Raw genomic sequence first — 14619 nt, 5'->3', positions numbered from 1 at the left:
GCGCCCCGGGTGGCCTAGGGCCGCGGCCTCGTGCCGGAGGCGCCTTGGGCGCCGGCGGAGGCGTGGGCGCGGAGAAAATGGCTTGGGCGGCATACGGCACATCCCAAGTCTATATACGTTTTTATACGTGTGGGCCGCCCCCTCCGTGGAGGTCGTGGATAAGTCGAAGCTCCCCTACGTCTACACCGCCGACGAGCTCATCTCCATGTTTCTAGCGGCGTATGAGAGAGAGGAGGCGAGGGGGTCTGTGGCGGAGCCCGCCTTTGTGAAGCAGAAGAGGCTGGAGATCAAGAGGATCGTTTCGTCTGGCCGCGCCGTCGCCTCTGTGTTGAGGAGGACGGCGCTTGCCATGCCCTTCCTCGACAGGCTTCACCCCTTCTACAGAGACCTCATGGACGTGGTCTTCGGGGCGCAGAGCTATAAACACGCCGTGGCGAAGGTGGGGAATGCCCACCTGGCCGTGAGGGCTATAGCGAAGGAGGCCATCGCGGCTGTTAGAACCGCGCCGGACAAGGGGGCTATCCACGCCGCCCGTAGGATGTACCGCGGCAGGGTGGTGGATCTCCTCAACGATCTGCGGCCTGAGCTGGACAAGCTGCGGGAGGTGGTGGCGTTCCTCCGGAGACTACCCGCCGTCGACCCGAACCTCTTCACCATCGTGGTGGCGGGGGCGCCCAACGTTGGGAAGAGCAGCTTCGTCCGTTGCGTCTCCTCCGCGAGGCCGGAGGTGGCGGACTACCCCTTCACCACGAAGCAGATACACGTGGGCCACATCCGTATTAGGGGCGACGTGGTGCAGGTGGTGGACACCCCCGGCCTCCTGGATAGGCCCTTGAGCGAGCGCAACGCCATCGAGCGGCAGGCCGTCTTGGCGCTTAGGCACCTGGCCGGGGCTATAGTCTTCCTCGTGGACCCCACGCCGCACAGCGGCTTCCCCCTGGAGATGCAACTTAACCTCTACCGGGAGATCTCGGCGAGCTTCCAGGCGCCGCTTGTGGCCGTGGTGAACAAGGTGGACATAGCGAGCCCCGCCGAACTGGAGCGGGCGAGGGACCTCTTTTCGCCAATCGGCGAGGTCTCCACCCTCGACTGCAGAGGGACGGGGGAGGTGGTGAACTACGTCCTCGCGAAGTTCTACGTCCCGGCGGCCCTCGAGAGGCTGAGGGCGGCCAGGAGGAGCTAGGGGTAGCCCACCCCCTCCACCTCGATGATGTATCTAGGGCCGGCCCTCTCCAGCTTGAACTTGACGGGGAGGAACTGCTCCACTATGTAGATGTTGGTCTGCAGATGCATGGTGGCTTCGGTGGTGGAGAGCCTGCTCCTCCCCTGGGCCAGCGCCATGTAGAGGACGACCATGTCGGCCATGTGGGGGTCCAGGGAGGCGCCGGCCTTCAACACGGCGGCGAGCTTCTCCGCCGCCTCCCTGCCCACCTCCTCTGCCGGCTTCCCCCTCTCCCCCAGGGCGTCTCCCCCCACCACGTTTCCCACGTCTGACTCAGCCCAGAGCACCACGCCGCTGCCGGGCCCCAGCCCGTCGTTTCTAGCCTCCACCTCCACCTCGGCGGCGTAGCCCAACTTCGCCAGAGCCTCCCTCGCGGCCCTGGCCTGTCTCTCGGCCACATGCGGCGGGAGGTTAACGGCGTGGGAGACGCCGGCTATCTTCGCCGGTCTGCCGAACTCCACCGAGTCCACCGCCCGCAACCTACCCGCCGGCTCGGCCTGCACCACGGCCTTCCCCCCGCCCCTGGGGTAGTGGCCCCTCTTCACCAGCTCTATGGCTATCCTCGCCCCGAAGCGGGTTAGATATCTGGCGAAGACGAACCTCATGTAGTCTATGGGCGGGGCCCACGCCACGTCTGTCCCCCCGGTGATGACCAGCTTGGTGGGGCAGGGGGCGTATAGGAGGATGGGGGCTAGCGTCTGCACCACGAGGGAGATGCTGCCGGCCGTCCCTATGTCTATGTTGAACGTGCCGCACTTCAGGGCCTTGGGCTTGAAGAACAGCCTCGTGGAGCCCTTGGCGGCGCCCTCGACCTCGGCGTCTGTCAAAAGAGCGGCGGCGGATACGCCGGTGAGGTGTTGCGGCTGTAGGCCGGGGTTCGCCCTCTTGGCCCTTATGTTGACTATCTCCACTGGCTTGCCCAACAGCGCGGAGAGGGCGATGGAGGTCCTCAGGATCTGGCCGCCTCCCTCTCCATAGGAGCCGTCTATCCTAACCGCCACGGGGGCGGGTGCGCCCCCGTTTATAACGTTTATATAGGCGAAGTATGGCTCCGCCATGGGCGAGGAGTTTCAGGTGGGCGCCACCGCGGTGGGGATTAGGGCGAAAGACGGCGTGGTGCTGGCGGCTGAGAAGAGGGTCTCCTACGGCTTCTACACCTTGAGCACCGCCGGCAAGAAGGTGTTTATCGTAAACGACAAGCTGGCTATAGCCTCGGCGGGCATAATAGCCGACATGCAGGCCTTGGCCAAGATACTGAAGCTCAACGCCAGGTCCTACGAGCTGGAGGTGAAAAAGAAGCCCACTGTCAAGGCGATGGCCAAGCTACTGTCTGTGGTGATGTTCAGCAGGCGCTTCATGCCCTTCTACGCCGAGGTGCTCGTGGGCGGCGTAGACGAGGAGGGCCCCCACCTCATCGTCATGGACCCCCTCGGTAGCTTAATCGAGGACAACTACGCCGCCTTGGGCACAGGGGCGAAGCTGGCGGTGTCGCTCCTAGACGCCTCCTACCGCCCCGACATGACCGTGGAGGAAGCTAAGAAGCTGGCTGTGCAGGCGGTGAAGGCGGCGATAGAGAGAGACCCCGTCTCGGGAGGCGGGATAGACCTGGTGGTGGTAGACGGCGGCGGCGCCAGGGAGGAGGAGGTAAAGGTGCAGGTGGTTATCTAGCGCTTTTTAAGCCTCTCGACGAGGAGAGGCAGGATCTTGTAGAGGTCCTCCACCACGCCGTAGTCCGCGTATTGAAATATGGGGGCCGACGGGTCTGTGTTTATGGCGACAACCACCCTGCTGTTTATCATGCCGGCGATGTGTTGAGGCTGGCCGGAGATCCCCACGGCGATGTAGAGCTTCGGCTTGACCTTCTTCCCCGAGAGCCCCACCCAGTGCTCCTCGGGAAGCCACTTGAGGTCGGCCGCAATGGGGCGAGAACAGCCCACCTTACCCCCCAGCGCCTCCGCCAGCTGAAACGCCAGCTGGAGGTCCTCCCTCCTCTTGAAGCCCCTCCCCACGGCCACGATCACCTCCGCCTCCTCCAGCCTAAGCGACCCCCTGGGCTTCTCCTGCACAGACACCACCTTCACCGCGGGCGCCGCCTGGACCGCCAGCTTCTCCACGGCGCTCTGGACCTGGGGGGCCTCCCCGGCGAACCTCCCCGGCGATATGGAGAGAACAACAGGCGTCCCCGCCTCTATGGTGGCCACCGCCTTGTTGCCGAAGGCCGGCCTCTCGGCTTTAACAACGCCGCCTTCCACAGATAGGGAAGTGACGTCGGTTATAAACTCGGCGCCTATCCTCTGCGCCACGATGCCCCCCACCGCCCTCGCGTTTTTCGTAGCCGGGAGAAGCACCACGTCCCGCCCCTCCACGGCCTTCAACACAGCCTCGGCTACTGCCTCGGGGGCCGCGGGGTCCACCTCGGCTATGTACACCCTATGCGCCCTCCCCACCGCGGCTTCAGCCTCGGCTTGGCTGAAGGCTAGGGCCGCCACCTCGCCGCTCAGGAGAGAGGCGGCGTAGAGGAGCTCCCTGCTTGGGAACACAACTAGGCTCCTCATATCAGCCCCTCCTGGCGTAGGTACTGCAGGAGCTTATCGGCCTTCTCCGCCGGCGTGCCCTCCCTGATGATGATCCTCTTCCTCTGGGCCGCCAGGGGCTTGTAGACGGCGGAGGCCTTCGGGGCTGTCTCCACCCCCAAGTCCCCCAGGGACAGCTTGTGGAGGGGCTTCTTCATGGCGGCTTTGATGGCGAGGAGGGTGGGGATCCTAGGCTGGTTTATCTCCCTCGTCACAGAAACCACGGCCGGGAGGGGGGCCTCCACCACCTCCAGCCTATCTTCGAGATCCCTCTTGGCCAGTAGCCTCCCCCCCTCCACCTTGATCTCTCTGGCGTAGGAGACGAGGGGCCATCGGAGCTCGGCCGCAACTCTCGCCGGGATCTGACCTGTGTAGTTGTCCACCGAGGCCTCCCCCGCGAGGACGAGGTCCGCCCCCACCCTCTTCACAACAGCGGCGATGGCCTTCGCCGTGGCGAGGTGGCTCGGCGTGAGAAGCCGCTCGTCTGCCACCAGGTACGCCTCGTCGAGACCCATGGCGAGGGCCTCCCTCAGGAGGTTCTCCGCCTCCTGTATCCTCCTGGGGAGAGGCCCCCACTTCAACACGGAAACCCCGTAGGCGGAGCCCCCCTGTCCCTTGAGCTTGACGGCCTCCTCCACGGCGTTTCTATCGACGTCGCTTATCTTCAGGGGGGTCTCCTCGACGGACACGCCGTCTCTAGCCCTGAGCTGGCCGGCGTCTAGGGCGATCTTTACCAAAACCGCTATCTTCATGTCATAGTGAACCTCCAGGTTTTTTAAAATTAGGGGGTTGGGGCTATGCCGGCTACCTTGGGGTACGGCCTCGCCTCCCAGAGGGCTCTAAGGCCGCATATGTACCTAGTCAGCCTCTCGACGCCTATTCCGAAGCCCGCCGTCTTCAGCGGGTAGAGCTCCTTGAGCATCTGGAGGAACCACTCGTACTTCCTGGGGTCCTCCCCGCCCTCCCTGATCCTCGCCATGACGCGCTCCGGCTCGTACTCCCTCTCGGCGCCGCTGATGGCCTCTCCGAAGCCCTCGGGGTACAACATGTCGAAGTCCCTCAACACCCCCGGCCTCTGCGGATCCTCCCGGTCGTAGAACCCCCTGCTCCCCCTGGGGTAGTCGTAGACGAAGAAGGGCTGGGCGTGTAGGCCAGACATGAGCTTCTCGCACTCCCACGTCAGCTCCGACCTGGGGTCGTTTCTACAGCCGTAGGAGTTGACTATCTTGATCGCTTCGCTGTGGGGGTACCGCTTGAAGGGCGGCTTGAACTCGGGCAGGCTCCTGCCCAGGACGTCCTCGAGCTGTCTGCCGTACTCCTCCCTAACCCTCTTCACCACGTGGGTCACGAGGCCCTCCGCCACCTCCATGGCCTGTCCGTAGTCCGCGCCGTACATCTCTATGTCCACCTGGAAGAACTCCACCAGGTGGCGGCCCGTGTAGAGGCTGTCGGGAGGCTCGAGCCTCAGGTTGGGGCTCACGAAGTATATCTTGCCCAAGGAGGCGGCCATGTACTGCTTGTAGAGGATCGCAGAGGACATGACCTTGTACTCATGTCCGTAGAAGTCGATGGACGCCTGCTTGGCGCCGCGGATGCCGGGGTCTGTCACAGGGCCCACGATGGGGGGGAGAACCTCCACGAAGCCCCTCCCGTCTAGGTACTCCCTAATCGCCTTAACGATAGCCGCCTGCACCTTGAAGACCAGCTTGTACTTATCCGTCTGAGCCCACCGCCAGGAATATCGAAGCCACTCCTCGACGGTCTTCTTGTACCTCTCCCTGTCCGCCACCATTTTCTCGAACTCCACCACCGCCGGGTGGTACCTAGGCTCTTTGTAGTCCATAAGGCGCTGATGGAGCCCATACTTGTCAATATCTTGTACACAGTACTGGCGGCCCCCGCGTGCTGCGGCAAAGATGCAGTAAAACCCCGCGGCTGGCGTTATAGATTCCCTTAAAGCCGGCGGCCTCGACGTACGCAGTACACGGCGGTGCGGGCGGACATGTTTATAAGTCCGCCCCCGGGCCCGCCCATGGAGCTAGCCGTCGTCTCGGTGCTGGGCGCAGACAGGGTGGGCATCGTGGCGGGGATCGCCGGTGTTCTGGCGCGCCACAACGTCAACATAGTGGACATCTCCCAGACGGTGGTGAGAGACATCTTCTCCATGGTGATGGTGGTGGATATGTCTAAGGCAGACGTCGACATAGCCCAGCTCAGGAGGGAGCTCGAGGAGGAGGGGAGGAGGCTGGGGGTGATGGTGGGGGTTTACCACATCGACGTGTTTAGGTACATGCAGAGGATATGAGGTTCGACCCTTCGGAGATCGGCGAGGTCCTCGAGATGCTCCTATTCCGCGAGCTGGACATCCGCGCCGTCACGCTCAGCGTAAACACGCTACCGGCTATACGGCCCACGGTGGGGGATACCCTGGCGGCGCTGGAGGAGGCGCTGGAGCCCCTCCTCAAGAGGCTTAGGCCCGCGGTGGAGCGGGTGGCCTCTAGACTCGGCGTGAGGATCGTCACGGTGCGGCTCGCCGTGTCGCCCGTCTCCATAATGCTGGAGCCCATCGGGAAGGCGGAGGCGGCCGTGGAGATCGCGAAGCACCTAGACGGCCTGGCGGAGAAACACGGCGTAGACATGGTGGGGGGCTTCTCGGCCTTTGTACACGCAGGCGTCTCTAGGGGAGACGCCGCCCTAATGGAGGCCCTCTCCGAGGCGCTGAACTCCACGAGGAGGCTGGCCGGCTTCCTCAACGTGGCCTCCACCGCCACCGGGGTGAACATGGACGCGGTTAGAGCCGCCGCCGAGGCGGTCCTCAAGATGGAGCCCCACGCCGCGGCGCGGTTCGCCGCAACCGCCAACATGCCCGAGGACGTCCCCTTCATGCCCGGCGCCTACCACGGCCTCGGCCTCCCAGACGCAGTGGTGAACATAGCTGTGAGCGGCCCCGGCGTAATAGAGGCGGTGGTGCGGAACATGCCCAACGCCGACGTGAGAACGCTACACGACGCCATCAAGAGAGCCGCCTTCAAGATCACGCGCCTCGGCGAGCTCGTGGGGCGGGAGGTGGCCAAAGAGCTGGGGGTCCCCTTCGGCTCTGTAGACCTCAGCGTGGCCCCCTCCCCCAAGGTGGGAGACTCCGTAGCCGCCATACTGGAGGCGGTGGGCCTCCCCAGGGTGGGCGCGCCTGGGACCCTCTTCGCCCTCGCCCTCTTCGTAGACGCCGTCAAGAAGGGCGGCGCCATGGCCACCTCCACCATAGGCGGCCTCAGCGGGGCCTTTATCCCAGTGAGCGAAGACGCCGTCATGGCCGAAGCCGCCAGAGAGGGAGCCCTCACCTTCGACACCCTCAAGTCCACCCTCGCCGTCTGCAACACCGGCATAGACATGGCAGGCATACCCGGCGACGCGCCGCCAGACGCCGTGGCGGCCCTGATAGCAGACGTCATGGCCGCGGCGGTAGCCCTAGACAAGGCGCTTGGAGTTAGGCTTGTCCCAATCCCCGGCGCGAAGCCGGGAGACGTCTACGACCTAGGCGGCCTCTACGGCAGAGTGGTGGTGATGGACCTGGGGAAATACGGAGACATCCCCCTCGCCAGGAGAAGAGGAACCGCCCCGCCGGCCGTAGAAAGGCTCAAAAAAGGCTAGTGGGTTTCGATATACAGACCGGCTGGAACCTCATACTGACACAACCCAGAGCTGTACTTGAACTTGCTTGTGGCTATGTACACATATTCGCGGACGTTATAATCATTGGAGACGTCCGGGTGGTCTCCGTGGTTTGTTACCCAGCCGTCTATATAGATGGATGGCCCGCTGGCGCTTAACGAGACGTCGAAGCCGCTTAATAGCACGCGGCAAGCTGTGCTAGCCGCGCCGCGGGTGATAGCCCCGCATGCGGCATCTGATAGTATAGCGCCGACTGGCAACCCTACTTCAAAATCTGCCCCACATGTGTCAAATGTCTTAAATATGTCTGCGAACTCTGCCGTCTCGCCCGGAGATAAGAAAGTATCCACGAGAGCCCCGCTTGTGGTGCCAACAAGAGCCAGCGTATTTCCGTCGAAAAACCTCGACATGATCTCGGAGGGATAACTATATTCAAAGCCGCCATCGATGTACTTAGATGACCCTAGATAGTACGTCCGCACCTCCGAGACGTAGTTTGTTATCTTATCGCCGAGATATTCACACCCCATAATGGCGGCACAATAGTACACTTGATAGCCCTCAGAGACCACTCTCCCCCAAAGCCATATCCACCCCCTTCTCTCTGGACCTAAAACGAGACTGGCACTATATACAGCTCTGTCTCCCCAACTAAATACGCTACCCTTCCATATTGTTACGCTTGGCAGGATGTTGCTCTTCAACTTCTCTGCGAGGTTATCCCCAAATCCAAACGTTGGGTAGATGCCGAATTGTACATCTGTCCTAACGGCGCGAAACGATATCGCGATCGTGCCGCTGTAGGTATATTTGTTATATGCAACAACGGCGGGTATCTTCATATAGAGCTTACCATCCGCTGTTTTGAAGTAAGTGGATGGATACAGCTTTGCCAAGTCTTCAGTAGCGACTCTGTAGATTAACACCTCGGAAATATACTCAAGGGTGGGCTCCGGAGTTGCCACATACGCCGCTACTGTACCTGTAGGTATCAAGGGGGGAGGTTTCTGCGTTTTCTCCACCTTAACCGCGTTGCGCACCCCCCTCTCCATATGTATCGTGTATATGTTTACCATCTCTACGTCAGCTGGACTTATGTCGATGTTGTCTATCACCAGGTAGATCGGCTTGTGGGAGGTCTTGTTGACAACGGCTACCGTGATGAAGAGGGCGGTTCTGAAGTCCTTCACGTCGCCTCTCCTCCACTCGGCCCAGCGCCTCGCCCACTCCCTAAGCTTAGCCGCCGGTATGTAGATGGAGCCGCCTCTTGCGGTGCCATTGAAAAACACCACCCTAGACTCGTTGCGGCTGGGCGGGTCGATCCCGTACACCAGAGCCACCACCGACACGTCGCCCCTCTGGAGAAGGTAGTCGGCGGGCTTACCTCCGTCGTACAGCTTAAGCCTAATGTGCACGCCGGGCGGATCTCCCACCGTCGACGATATGACAAACGTGGCTACCAACGCCGCGGCGAGAACGCCGATGAGCCAGACCTTCCTCATATAAAGCAAAAAAAACAGTTTATAAATTTTTTTGCACCAGAGCTATGTAGAAGGCTTCGCTTTTGTGTATGTGGGGGAAGGTTCTTCCTCCTGGGCCGCCTCTGTAGGCTGGGGCGAGGTCTGGGTGTGGTTTTTCGGCTTTTGCTGGGGCGCTGGCCACGACCTCTTCGCCTTCTTGGGGCATTATGCTACATACGGCGTATACCACCTGTTCGGCCAAGGAGAGGGCGTTGGCTAGGAGCTCTCTCTGGAGTGTGCCGTATCTAGGGGCCTCCTCTACCCTGGGGTATATCTTGACGGCAGGCTCCTTGGTGAAGGCGCCGCTTGAGGTGCAGGGCGCGTCTAGGAGGGCTTTGTCGAACCTCCTCGTCTTTAGCCTTCTGGAGTCCGCCCGTACGACCTCTACGGCGTCGCCGGCGCCCAGGGCCTTGAGGAGGTGTTTCATCCTGGCCACCCTCTTTGCGGAGAAGTCGGCCGCCACCACCTTGGCTCGGCCCTCCGCCAGCTGGACTATCAGGCTGGTCTTCATGCCGGGGGCGGCGGCTAGGTCCAGTATCTTTTCGCCGGGGGCGGGGTCGAGGGAGAGCACGGCGTATATCGAGGCCAGGTCCTGGGGGACCGCGGCGAAGGTCCTCACGGCGGTGAGGTACTGGACGGGCCTCTTGGCCTTCTTGAGGAGGAGGGCGAAGGGTATCCTGGGGTGGGGCTCCACCTCGGCCTCCCGCTCCAGCATCTTCAGCGCCTTGTCCACGTCTGTCTTTAGGGTGTTTACCCTGAGCCAGATCCAGGTGTTGTTTCCGGCGTCTAGTATCCTCTCGACCTCCTCCGGGGGGAGGTTGGCAAGTAGAGTCTTCACTATCGCCGGGTGGTAGCTGTATTTCACCGACAGGTAGCGGGGGAGGTCGCCCCTGAGGGCCTCTAGGGAGGCCAGCGCCTCCTCGGGCCTCGCCCTGGCCCTCTTTAGGACCCGCCTCCTGTATCTCTCCACGAGGTCTCTGTTGTAGAGGAGCTTGTCTGCGCGGTACACGAACCACGTCCGCGCCACGGCCTTCGCGCTTGTGGAGCCCAGAAGCGCCGAGGCCAGGTGGCGGAGGAGGAAGTAGTGCCTAACCGCGTCGAAGGAGGCGTCGTAGAAGACCTTGAAGCTGTCTAGCCTCCGCCACCCCCGCTTCACCTTCTGGAAGGCGTAGTCCAGCGTGAGTCCGTTTTTTGTAACCTCGTGTAGCACCTTGGCGATGAAGGCGGCCAGCTCGTCGGCTGTCCAGGTCACGTTAGGAAGAGCAGCTCCGCCTCCAGCTTGGCTAGATCCACCACGGCCGCCGTGGAGCGGCCGGTGAGGCAGCCGCAGACCTCGCCGGGGTTTACCACCAGCGTCCTGCCGCGCCTCTCTATGGCGGCTTGGTGGGTGTGGCCGTAGACCACCAGGTCGTACAGCCCCGACTCAACCAGGGCCCTCAGCAGAACCGGGGATGTGCCGTGGTACAGGGCTATCCTCCTCCCCCCGGCCTCCAGCTCCGCCGCCTCGCCGGCGATCTCAACGCCGTATTTCCTCGCCATCTCTAGGAAGTAGGGCCTCTCCCCCTCGTTGTTTCCCCAAACCCCCACCACCCTGATCCCCTCCCCCAGGGCCTCCCTCAGCGCGCGGGCGGAGAAGGGCGCAACCCAGTCGCCGGCGTGGAGGACCAGCCCCACCCCCCTCCTCTTCAGCTCCTCGGCCGCCCTCCTTATGGCCCACACGTTGTCGTGGCTGTCGGACATTACGCCTAGGAGCATCCGGCGGTCCGGGGCCCCCATTTATATGCGTTTCCCCACGCGGCCACGGGCAACAGCGCGGGGGCCGCCGCTGTGGGGAGGGGGGACTGCTCCGGCCGCCGCGTGCGGCTAGTCGACTTGTACGCCGAGGATCTTCTGGAAGAACTCGATCGCCTCCTCCCTTGTGACGAGCTGCCGCTTCCCCACCTTGCTCCTCCTGCGTCTCCTCAGCTGGACTCTTAGGCCGGGCTTGGCGAGCTTTACGCAGACGTCCATCCCCCAGATGCCCACGGCTGGGTCGTACTTCACGCCGGGCAGTAGGATGTGCTCCTTTATGCCGAAGCACACGTTGCCCCTCTCGTCGAAGCTCGTCCTCTTCACCCTGTTGTTTACTGCCTGGAGGGCCTTGGTGAGGAACTCCACGGCTTTGTCTCTCCTCAGGGTTACAGCTACGCCGATGGGCTCGCCCTTCCTAATGCCGAAGTCTTTTATGGAGCGTTTAGCCCTCCTCTTCGACGGCTCAGCGCCGGTGAGCTCCTTGAGGAGGTCGGCCGCCTTTTCGAGCTTCTCGCCGCCGGTGCCGACGCCTATGTTCACCACCACCTTCTCTATGTAGATCCTCTGCATGGGGTGGCCCTTTGTCAAAACCAGCTCCTTCCAGCTCGGCATTGGTGGGTGTGCTCCGGCGGCTTAATAAATTTTCTCCTAGAAGACCAGGGGGATCTCCTTCCCCGGCGCTCTGGCGGCCGCCTCCACGGGCTTAAACATGGCCTCTATGTTCTTCTCCACCAGGAAGGCGTATTTCGAGGCGTGTTCCTGGAGCTTGGCCGTGTCTATCTGGGTCTCCGCGAGCTTGGCAACGGCGTTTATGAGCTTGAGGGCCGCCCCCACGTCTGGTCCAACGCGGCCGACCAGGTCGTTGAGTATGAGGACGACGTCGCGGTGGGTCGAGATCTTTCCGCTGTCTACAAGCCGCTTGATGGCCGTGAGGAGCCTGGACTCGGCGATGAGCAAAGCCCCGTCTATGCCGCGGCCCAACACGGCGTCTAGGTAGGCCCCCTCCAGCCCTGTGACCGTGGCCTCCTTTATCGGCTCGAAGCCGTACTGCCTAAACTTCTCCACTAGGCTCTCCTCGGTCACGTAGTAGACGACGTCGTTCTCCCTCTCGCCGGCGGCGGGCATGGCGGAGAGACACACGGCCAGCTTGACCTTGTTCTCCTCGGCCCAGTCGAGGACCTTGTGTATAAACTCCGCGTATATCTGCGGGGGGATCGGCACGTGTTGACGTATGGCGACGACGCCTGTCTGCCGGGAGTAGAAGATGCGGTAGGGCAGTTTAGCCGCCCCGTTTACTACGGCGATGACGGGAGGCATCTCGGTTATCCTGATAGCCCCGATCTCCTCCATGGCCAACGCATCGATTAGGTACTCCACGGCGACTACGCCGGCGAGGGAGGGCTCGGGGCACGCCATCACCAGTATGTTCCTCTTGTCTCTGGGGAGGCCGCTTATTTTGACCTCGAGACGCATGTGGAATCCGACGCGTCGCTATATAACTATTTTCATCTGGCCCCCCGAGGCGAGCCGCAACGCCTTGAGCTTCCAGAGCCTGCGGATGTAGCTAACCGCGGCCGCCCTCACCTCCCGCTCGTCCGCAGGCCTCGCCGCGAGGCGCCTATCTACGGCGGCCCAGGGGACGTAGACGAGGTCGCCGTCTGGCACGTAGAAGACGTCGACCACCTCGCACCCGCCGCACCTCCTGGCGAGATACAGCGCGGCTGTGTGTAGGGCGCCGCGCCGCTTAAGGCCGGCGAGCCTCCGCACCTCGACGGCCCTATATACGAAGAGCTGCTCAGGCGGCGCAGCTCTGAGGATCTCGGCCGCGGCGTCGGCGGGGTCCCTCCCCGCCAGGGCGGCCTCCACCACCTCCCGGTACCTCAGCCTCACCGCTAGGGGCAGGTCGTGGGGCCTGAGGAGGCCTCCCTTCGCCTCGAAGACGCCGCCCCCCGCCTTGATGTAGTTCTTCTCCGCCGCGCCCCCGCCTCTGGCGGGGGCCAGGATAAAGACGTCCCAAACCCCCCGTAGCTCCAGGGTCAGCCCGTCGAGGGCGGAGGCCCACTGGGCCACGTCCCCCGCCCTGCTACTCTCCACGTAGATGGAGTCGGTATCGCCGTAGATGGGCTTGAGCCTCCTCCAAGCCTCGTCGAAGAGAGATGCCGCGGCGCCTCTGACGGCTAGGAGGCAGACCTCGCAGACTATCCCCCACCCCGCCTTGCCCCACGCCCCTATGCCGGCGTTCATAAGCCACTTGAGGGCCTCCGACAGGCGCTTGTCCCCGGTCCTCAGCCTCGCCTCCAGCCAGCGTTTTATCACGTCGGCTATAGGCCCTCCGTCGAAGCAGTACCCCCCGGCGCAGGGCCTCGCCGTGGTGGGATCTACGCCGAGTTTAACGGCCAGCGATGGGAAGAGGGATCTGAAGTCGAACTCGGCCACCCCCCTGTACACCCCGGGCTTCCCGCCGCGCGCCATGTCGAAGTAGGGCATGTCGAACAGCCTACGCGAGTCCTCCAGCACGTACCCCCGCCTCTCCGCCTCCCAGTGGAACACGGCCTCCGCCACGGCGGCCACCGAGTTGCGCTCCAGAACGTCCAATATGGCGTCTACCCCTATCCCCGTGGCCGCGGCGAGGGCCTCGAGGAAGGCCACCGCCTCGGCGGCGAGGGCGTGCACAGCATCGGCGGCGTCCTCCGGCCTCCTCCGCGCCGCCTTTAGAAGCCAGGCGTCCCCCATCCTCTCGGCCGCCTCCAGCCAGAGGTGCCGGCGGTAGATACGTCTCAAGTCCACCCAGAGGCCTGGACAGGGGGGCGGCTGGCCCCAAGACGCCACGTAGTCGGCCTGTGGACATCCCCCCTTCCACGCCTCGCCGCCCATCCGCCAGTGGACGACGCCTCGGTCTAGGTAGAAGGAGGCGACTCTGCCGCCCAGCCGGGGGCTTCTGCGGCCCTCTAGGTAGGGCCGGACCGAGGGCGGAATGTAGGACTGGGAGAGCCTGTAGCCTCTAGCCGCCAGCTTAGCCGCGGCGGCGCGTCCCTCGATCCTCCACACGGGCAGGGGAGCTTCCCTGTAGAAGAGGCCCTCTTTGACGTAGGGCACTAGGTCGACGCGCTCGGCGTCTGCGGAGGGGCGAGGCCCTATGATGTACACGGCGCCTCTGCGGAGCTGGGCAATATCCGCACCGCTTAAGGAGCGCCGGGGGGTGGGTCGGCCGAAAGTAAACATTTTTAAGGCCGTAGACCGTATCCGCCATGTCTAAGGCCTTGGCGTTCCACGGGTATAGGAGCTCCCCGTCGAATATACAGTGGCTCACCCGCCCTCTGGCAGACGCGGGCTTCGACGTGGTGACCCCCCACGTGAGGGAGGTGGAGGACGGCTACGAGGCGGGACTTAGGGAGCTGCCGGCGGCTGTGGCGGCTGGACACAGCATGGGGGGGACCGTGGCTTTGTTGCTGGCGGCGAGGAACCCCGGGGCGGTTAAATGCGTCGTGGCCGTCGCCGCGCCGGTGGACAGGAGGCTACAGATGCAGTACATGCTCCAGTCCGGCGACGCGTACCTGAGGAGGCTTGCCAACGAGCTGGCCTCGCTGGGGAGCAAGCTGGACCAGACCTCGCCCTCGCGGTTTATAGGCCCGGGGATGCCCCCCGTCCTCTACATAAGAGGGACGGAGGACCGGGTGGTGCCGAGGACCCACGTGGATATCCTGGCGGGCCTCTCGGACAAGTTCAACTTCCCGCTTGAGGTGGTGGAGGTGCCCGGCATGGGCCACAGCCCGCAGGGGGAGGAGCTACAGGGGAGGGTGGCCTCGGCGGTGTTGAAGTTCGTGGAGAGGTGCCGGTGAAAAAC

General features: G+C 63.4%; 15 protein-coding genes. 5 read left to right on the top strand and 10 right to left on the bottom strand.

Annotated features, from left to right (window positions below; translation table 11 throughout):
* Positions 1–145 precede the first annotated feature (145 nt).
* On the top strand, positions 146–1183 hold the full coding sequence (locus tag TNEU_RS04600) for an NOG1 family protein (protein ID WP_148682349.1): 1038 nt from the start codon (positions 146–148) through the stop codon (positions 1181–1183).
* Here the strand turns inward: TNEU_RS04600 and rtcA are convergent.
* Entirely contained in the window at positions 1180–2223 is a 1044-nt protein-coding gene (rtcA, locus tag TNEU_RS04595) for an RNA 3'-terminal phosphate cyclase (RefSeq protein WP_012350274.1), read from the bottom strand. The two genes, TNEU_RS04600 and rtcA, sit on opposite strands and share 4 nt — an antisense overlap.
* Before the next feature lie 55 nt (positions 2224–2278).
* Between rtcA and psmB the strand changes: the two genes are divergently transcribed.
* Entirely contained in the window at positions 2279–2890 is a 612-nt protein-coding gene (psmB, locus tag TNEU_RS04590; protein ID WP_012350273.1) for an archaeal proteasome endopeptidase complex subunit beta, read from the top strand.
* On the opposite strand, the gene TNEU_RS04585 is transcribed toward psmB, so the two are convergent.
* The 3 genes from TNEU_RS04585 to TNEU_RS04575 are packed head-to-tail and all read right to left on the bottom strand — an operon-like array spanning position 2887 to position 5638.
* Positions 2887–3777 carry an electron transfer flavoprotein subunit alpha/FixB family protein gene (locus TNEU_RS04585; RefSeq protein ID WP_012350272.1) on the bottom strand — a complete coding sequence of 297 codons (891 nt, stop codon included), beginning with the start codon at positions 3775–3777 and terminating at the stop codon, positions 2887–2889. The two genes, psmB and TNEU_RS04585, sit on opposite strands and share 4 nt — an antisense overlap.
* Complete coding sequence (locus TNEU_RS04580; RefSeq protein WP_012350271.1) at positions 3774–4547, bottom strand: electron transfer flavoprotein subunit beta/FixA family protein; 774 nt, start codon at positions 4545–4547, stop codon at positions 3774–3776. Before TNEU_RS04580 ends, TNEU_RS04585 begins: the two co-directional genes overlap by 4 nt.
* 29 nt (positions 4548–4576) lie before the next feature.
* Positions 4577–5638, bottom strand: coding sequence for an asparagine synthetase A (locus TNEU_RS04575; protein ID WP_012350270.1), 1062 nt, complete (start codon positions 5636–5638; stop codon positions 4577–4579).
* Between the two features lie 189 nt (positions 5639–5827).
* On the opposite strand from TNEU_RS04575, the gene TNEU_RS04570 reads away from it, so the two are divergent.
* Both TNEU_RS04570 and TNEU_RS04565 read left to right on the top strand, forming a co-directional pair.
* Positions 5828–6100 carry an ACT domain-containing protein gene (locus TNEU_RS04570; protein ID WP_012350269.1) on the top strand — a complete coding sequence of 91 codons (273 nt, stop codon included), beginning with the start codon at positions 5828–5830 and terminating at the stop codon, positions 6098–6100.
* Positions 6097–7443: a PFL family protein gene (locus TNEU_RS04565; protein ID WP_012350268.1), complete on the top strand. Its 1347-nt coding sequence runs from the start codon at positions 6097–6099 to the stop codon at positions 7441–7443. The genes TNEU_RS04570 and TNEU_RS04565 overlap by 4 nt, the downstream gene beginning before the upstream one ends.
* On the opposite strand, the gene TNEU_RS04560 is transcribed toward TNEU_RS04565, so the two are convergent.
* From TNEU_RS04560 to TNEU_RS04535, 6 genes are all read right to left on the bottom strand, one after another.
* Positions 7440–8966 (bottom strand): hypothetical protein, encoded by a 1527-nt coding sequence (locus TNEU_RS04560; RefSeq protein WP_012350267.1) that lies wholly within the window; start codon positions 8964–8966, stop codon positions 7440–7442. The genes TNEU_RS04565 and TNEU_RS04560 overlap by 4 nt on opposite strands.
* Positions 8967–8985: 19 nt before the next feature.
* Entirely contained in the window at positions 8986–10236 is a 1251-nt protein-coding gene (locus TNEU_RS04555; protein ID WP_012350266.1) for an RsmB/NOP family class I SAM-dependent RNA methyltransferase, read from the bottom strand.
* On the bottom strand, positions 10233–10739 hold the full coding sequence (locus tag TNEU_RS04550; RefSeq protein WP_148682348.1) for a metallophosphoesterase: 507 nt from the start codon (positions 10737–10739) through the stop codon (positions 10233–10235). The genes TNEU_RS04555 and TNEU_RS04550 overlap by 4 nt, the downstream gene beginning before the upstream one ends.
* A 108-nt stretch (positions 10740–10847) precedes the next feature.
* On the bottom strand, positions 10848–11387 hold the full coding sequence (locus tag TNEU_RS04545; protein ID WP_012350264.1) for a 50S ribosomal protein L5: 540 nt from the start codon (positions 11385–11387) through the stop codon (positions 10848–10850).
* 36 nt (positions 11388–11423) lie between these two features.
* Positions 11424–12248 carry a proteasome assembly chaperone family protein gene (locus TNEU_RS04540; RefSeq protein ID WP_012350263.1) on the bottom strand — a complete coding sequence of 275 codons (825 nt, stop codon included), beginning with the start codon at positions 12246–12248 and terminating at the stop codon, positions 11424–11426.
* An 18-nt stretch (positions 12249–12266) separates the two neighbouring features.
* Positions 12267–13922 carry a DNA-directed DNA polymerase gene (locus TNEU_RS04535; protein ID WP_148682347.1) on the bottom strand — a complete coding sequence of 552 codons (1656 nt, stop codon included), beginning with the start codon at positions 13920–13922 and terminating at the stop codon, positions 12267–12269.
* A 101-nt stretch (positions 13923–14023) separates the two neighbouring features.
* Here TNEU_RS04535 and TNEU_RS04530 point away from each other — a divergent pair, with 101 nt between their 5' ends.
* A complete protein-coding gene (locus TNEU_RS04530) occupies positions 14024–14614 on the top strand; it encodes an alpha/beta hydrolase (protein WP_012350261.1) in 591 nt (196 codons plus the stop codon).
* Positions 14615–14619 lie beyond the last annotated feature (5 nt).

Origin of the sequence: Pyrobaculum neutrophilum V24Sta (assembly GCF_000019805.1) — an archaeon.
Classification (GTDB): domain Archaea; phylum Thermoproteota; class Thermoprotei; order Thermoproteales; family Thermoproteaceae; genus Pyrobaculum; species Pyrobaculum neutrophilum.
This window is presented reverse-complemented; position numbering and strand designations above follow the sequence as displayed.

Excerpts from the sequence above, each read along its gene's own strand:
- TNEU_RS04570 (WP_012350269.1), top strand. The coding sequence starts at position 5,828 with ATGGAGCTAGCCGTCGTCTCGGTGCTGGGCGCAGACAGGGTGGGCATC.
- TNEU_RS04550 (WP_148682348.1), bottom strand. The coding sequence starts at position 10,739 with ATGCTCCTAGGCGTAATGTCCGACAGCCACGACAACGTGTGGGCCATA.
- psmB (WP_012350273.1), top strand. The coding sequence starts at position 2,279 with ATGGGCGAGGAGTTTCAGGTGGGCGCCACCGCGGTGGGGATTAGGGCG.
- TNEU_RS04565 (WP_012350268.1), top strand. The coding sequence starts at position 6,097 with ATGAGGTTCGACCCTTCGGAGATCGGCGAGGTCCTCGAGATGCTCCTA.
- TNEU_RS04585 (WP_012350272.1), bottom strand. The coding sequence starts at position 3,777 with ATGAGGAGCCTAGTTGTGTTCCCAAGCAGGGAGCTCCTCTACGCCGCC.
- TNEU_RS04560 (WP_012350267.1), bottom strand. The coding sequence starts at position 8,966 with ATGAGGAAGGTCTGGCTCATCGGCGTTCTCGCCGCGGCGTTGGTAGCC.
- TNEU_RS04530 (WP_012350261.1), top strand. The coding sequence starts at position 14,024 with ATGTCTAAGGCCTTGGCGTTCCACGGGTATAGGAGCTCCCCGTCGAAT.
- TNEU_RS04545 (WP_012350264.1), bottom strand. The coding sequence starts at position 11,387 with ATGCCGAGCTGGAAGGAGCTGGTTTTGACAAAGGGCCACCCCATGCAG.
- TNEU_RS04575 (WP_012350270.1), bottom strand. The coding sequence starts at position 5,638 with ATGGACTACAAAGAGCCTAGGTACCACCCGGCGGTGGTGGAGTTCGAG.
- TNEU_RS04580 (WP_012350271.1), bottom strand. The coding sequence starts at position 4,547 with ATGAAGATAGCGGTTTTGGTAAAGATCGCCCTAGACGCCGGCCAGCTC.
- TNEU_RS04540 (WP_012350263.1), bottom strand. The coding sequence starts at position 12,248 with ATGCGTCTCGAGGTCAAAATAAGCGGCCTCCCCAGAGACAAGAGGAAC.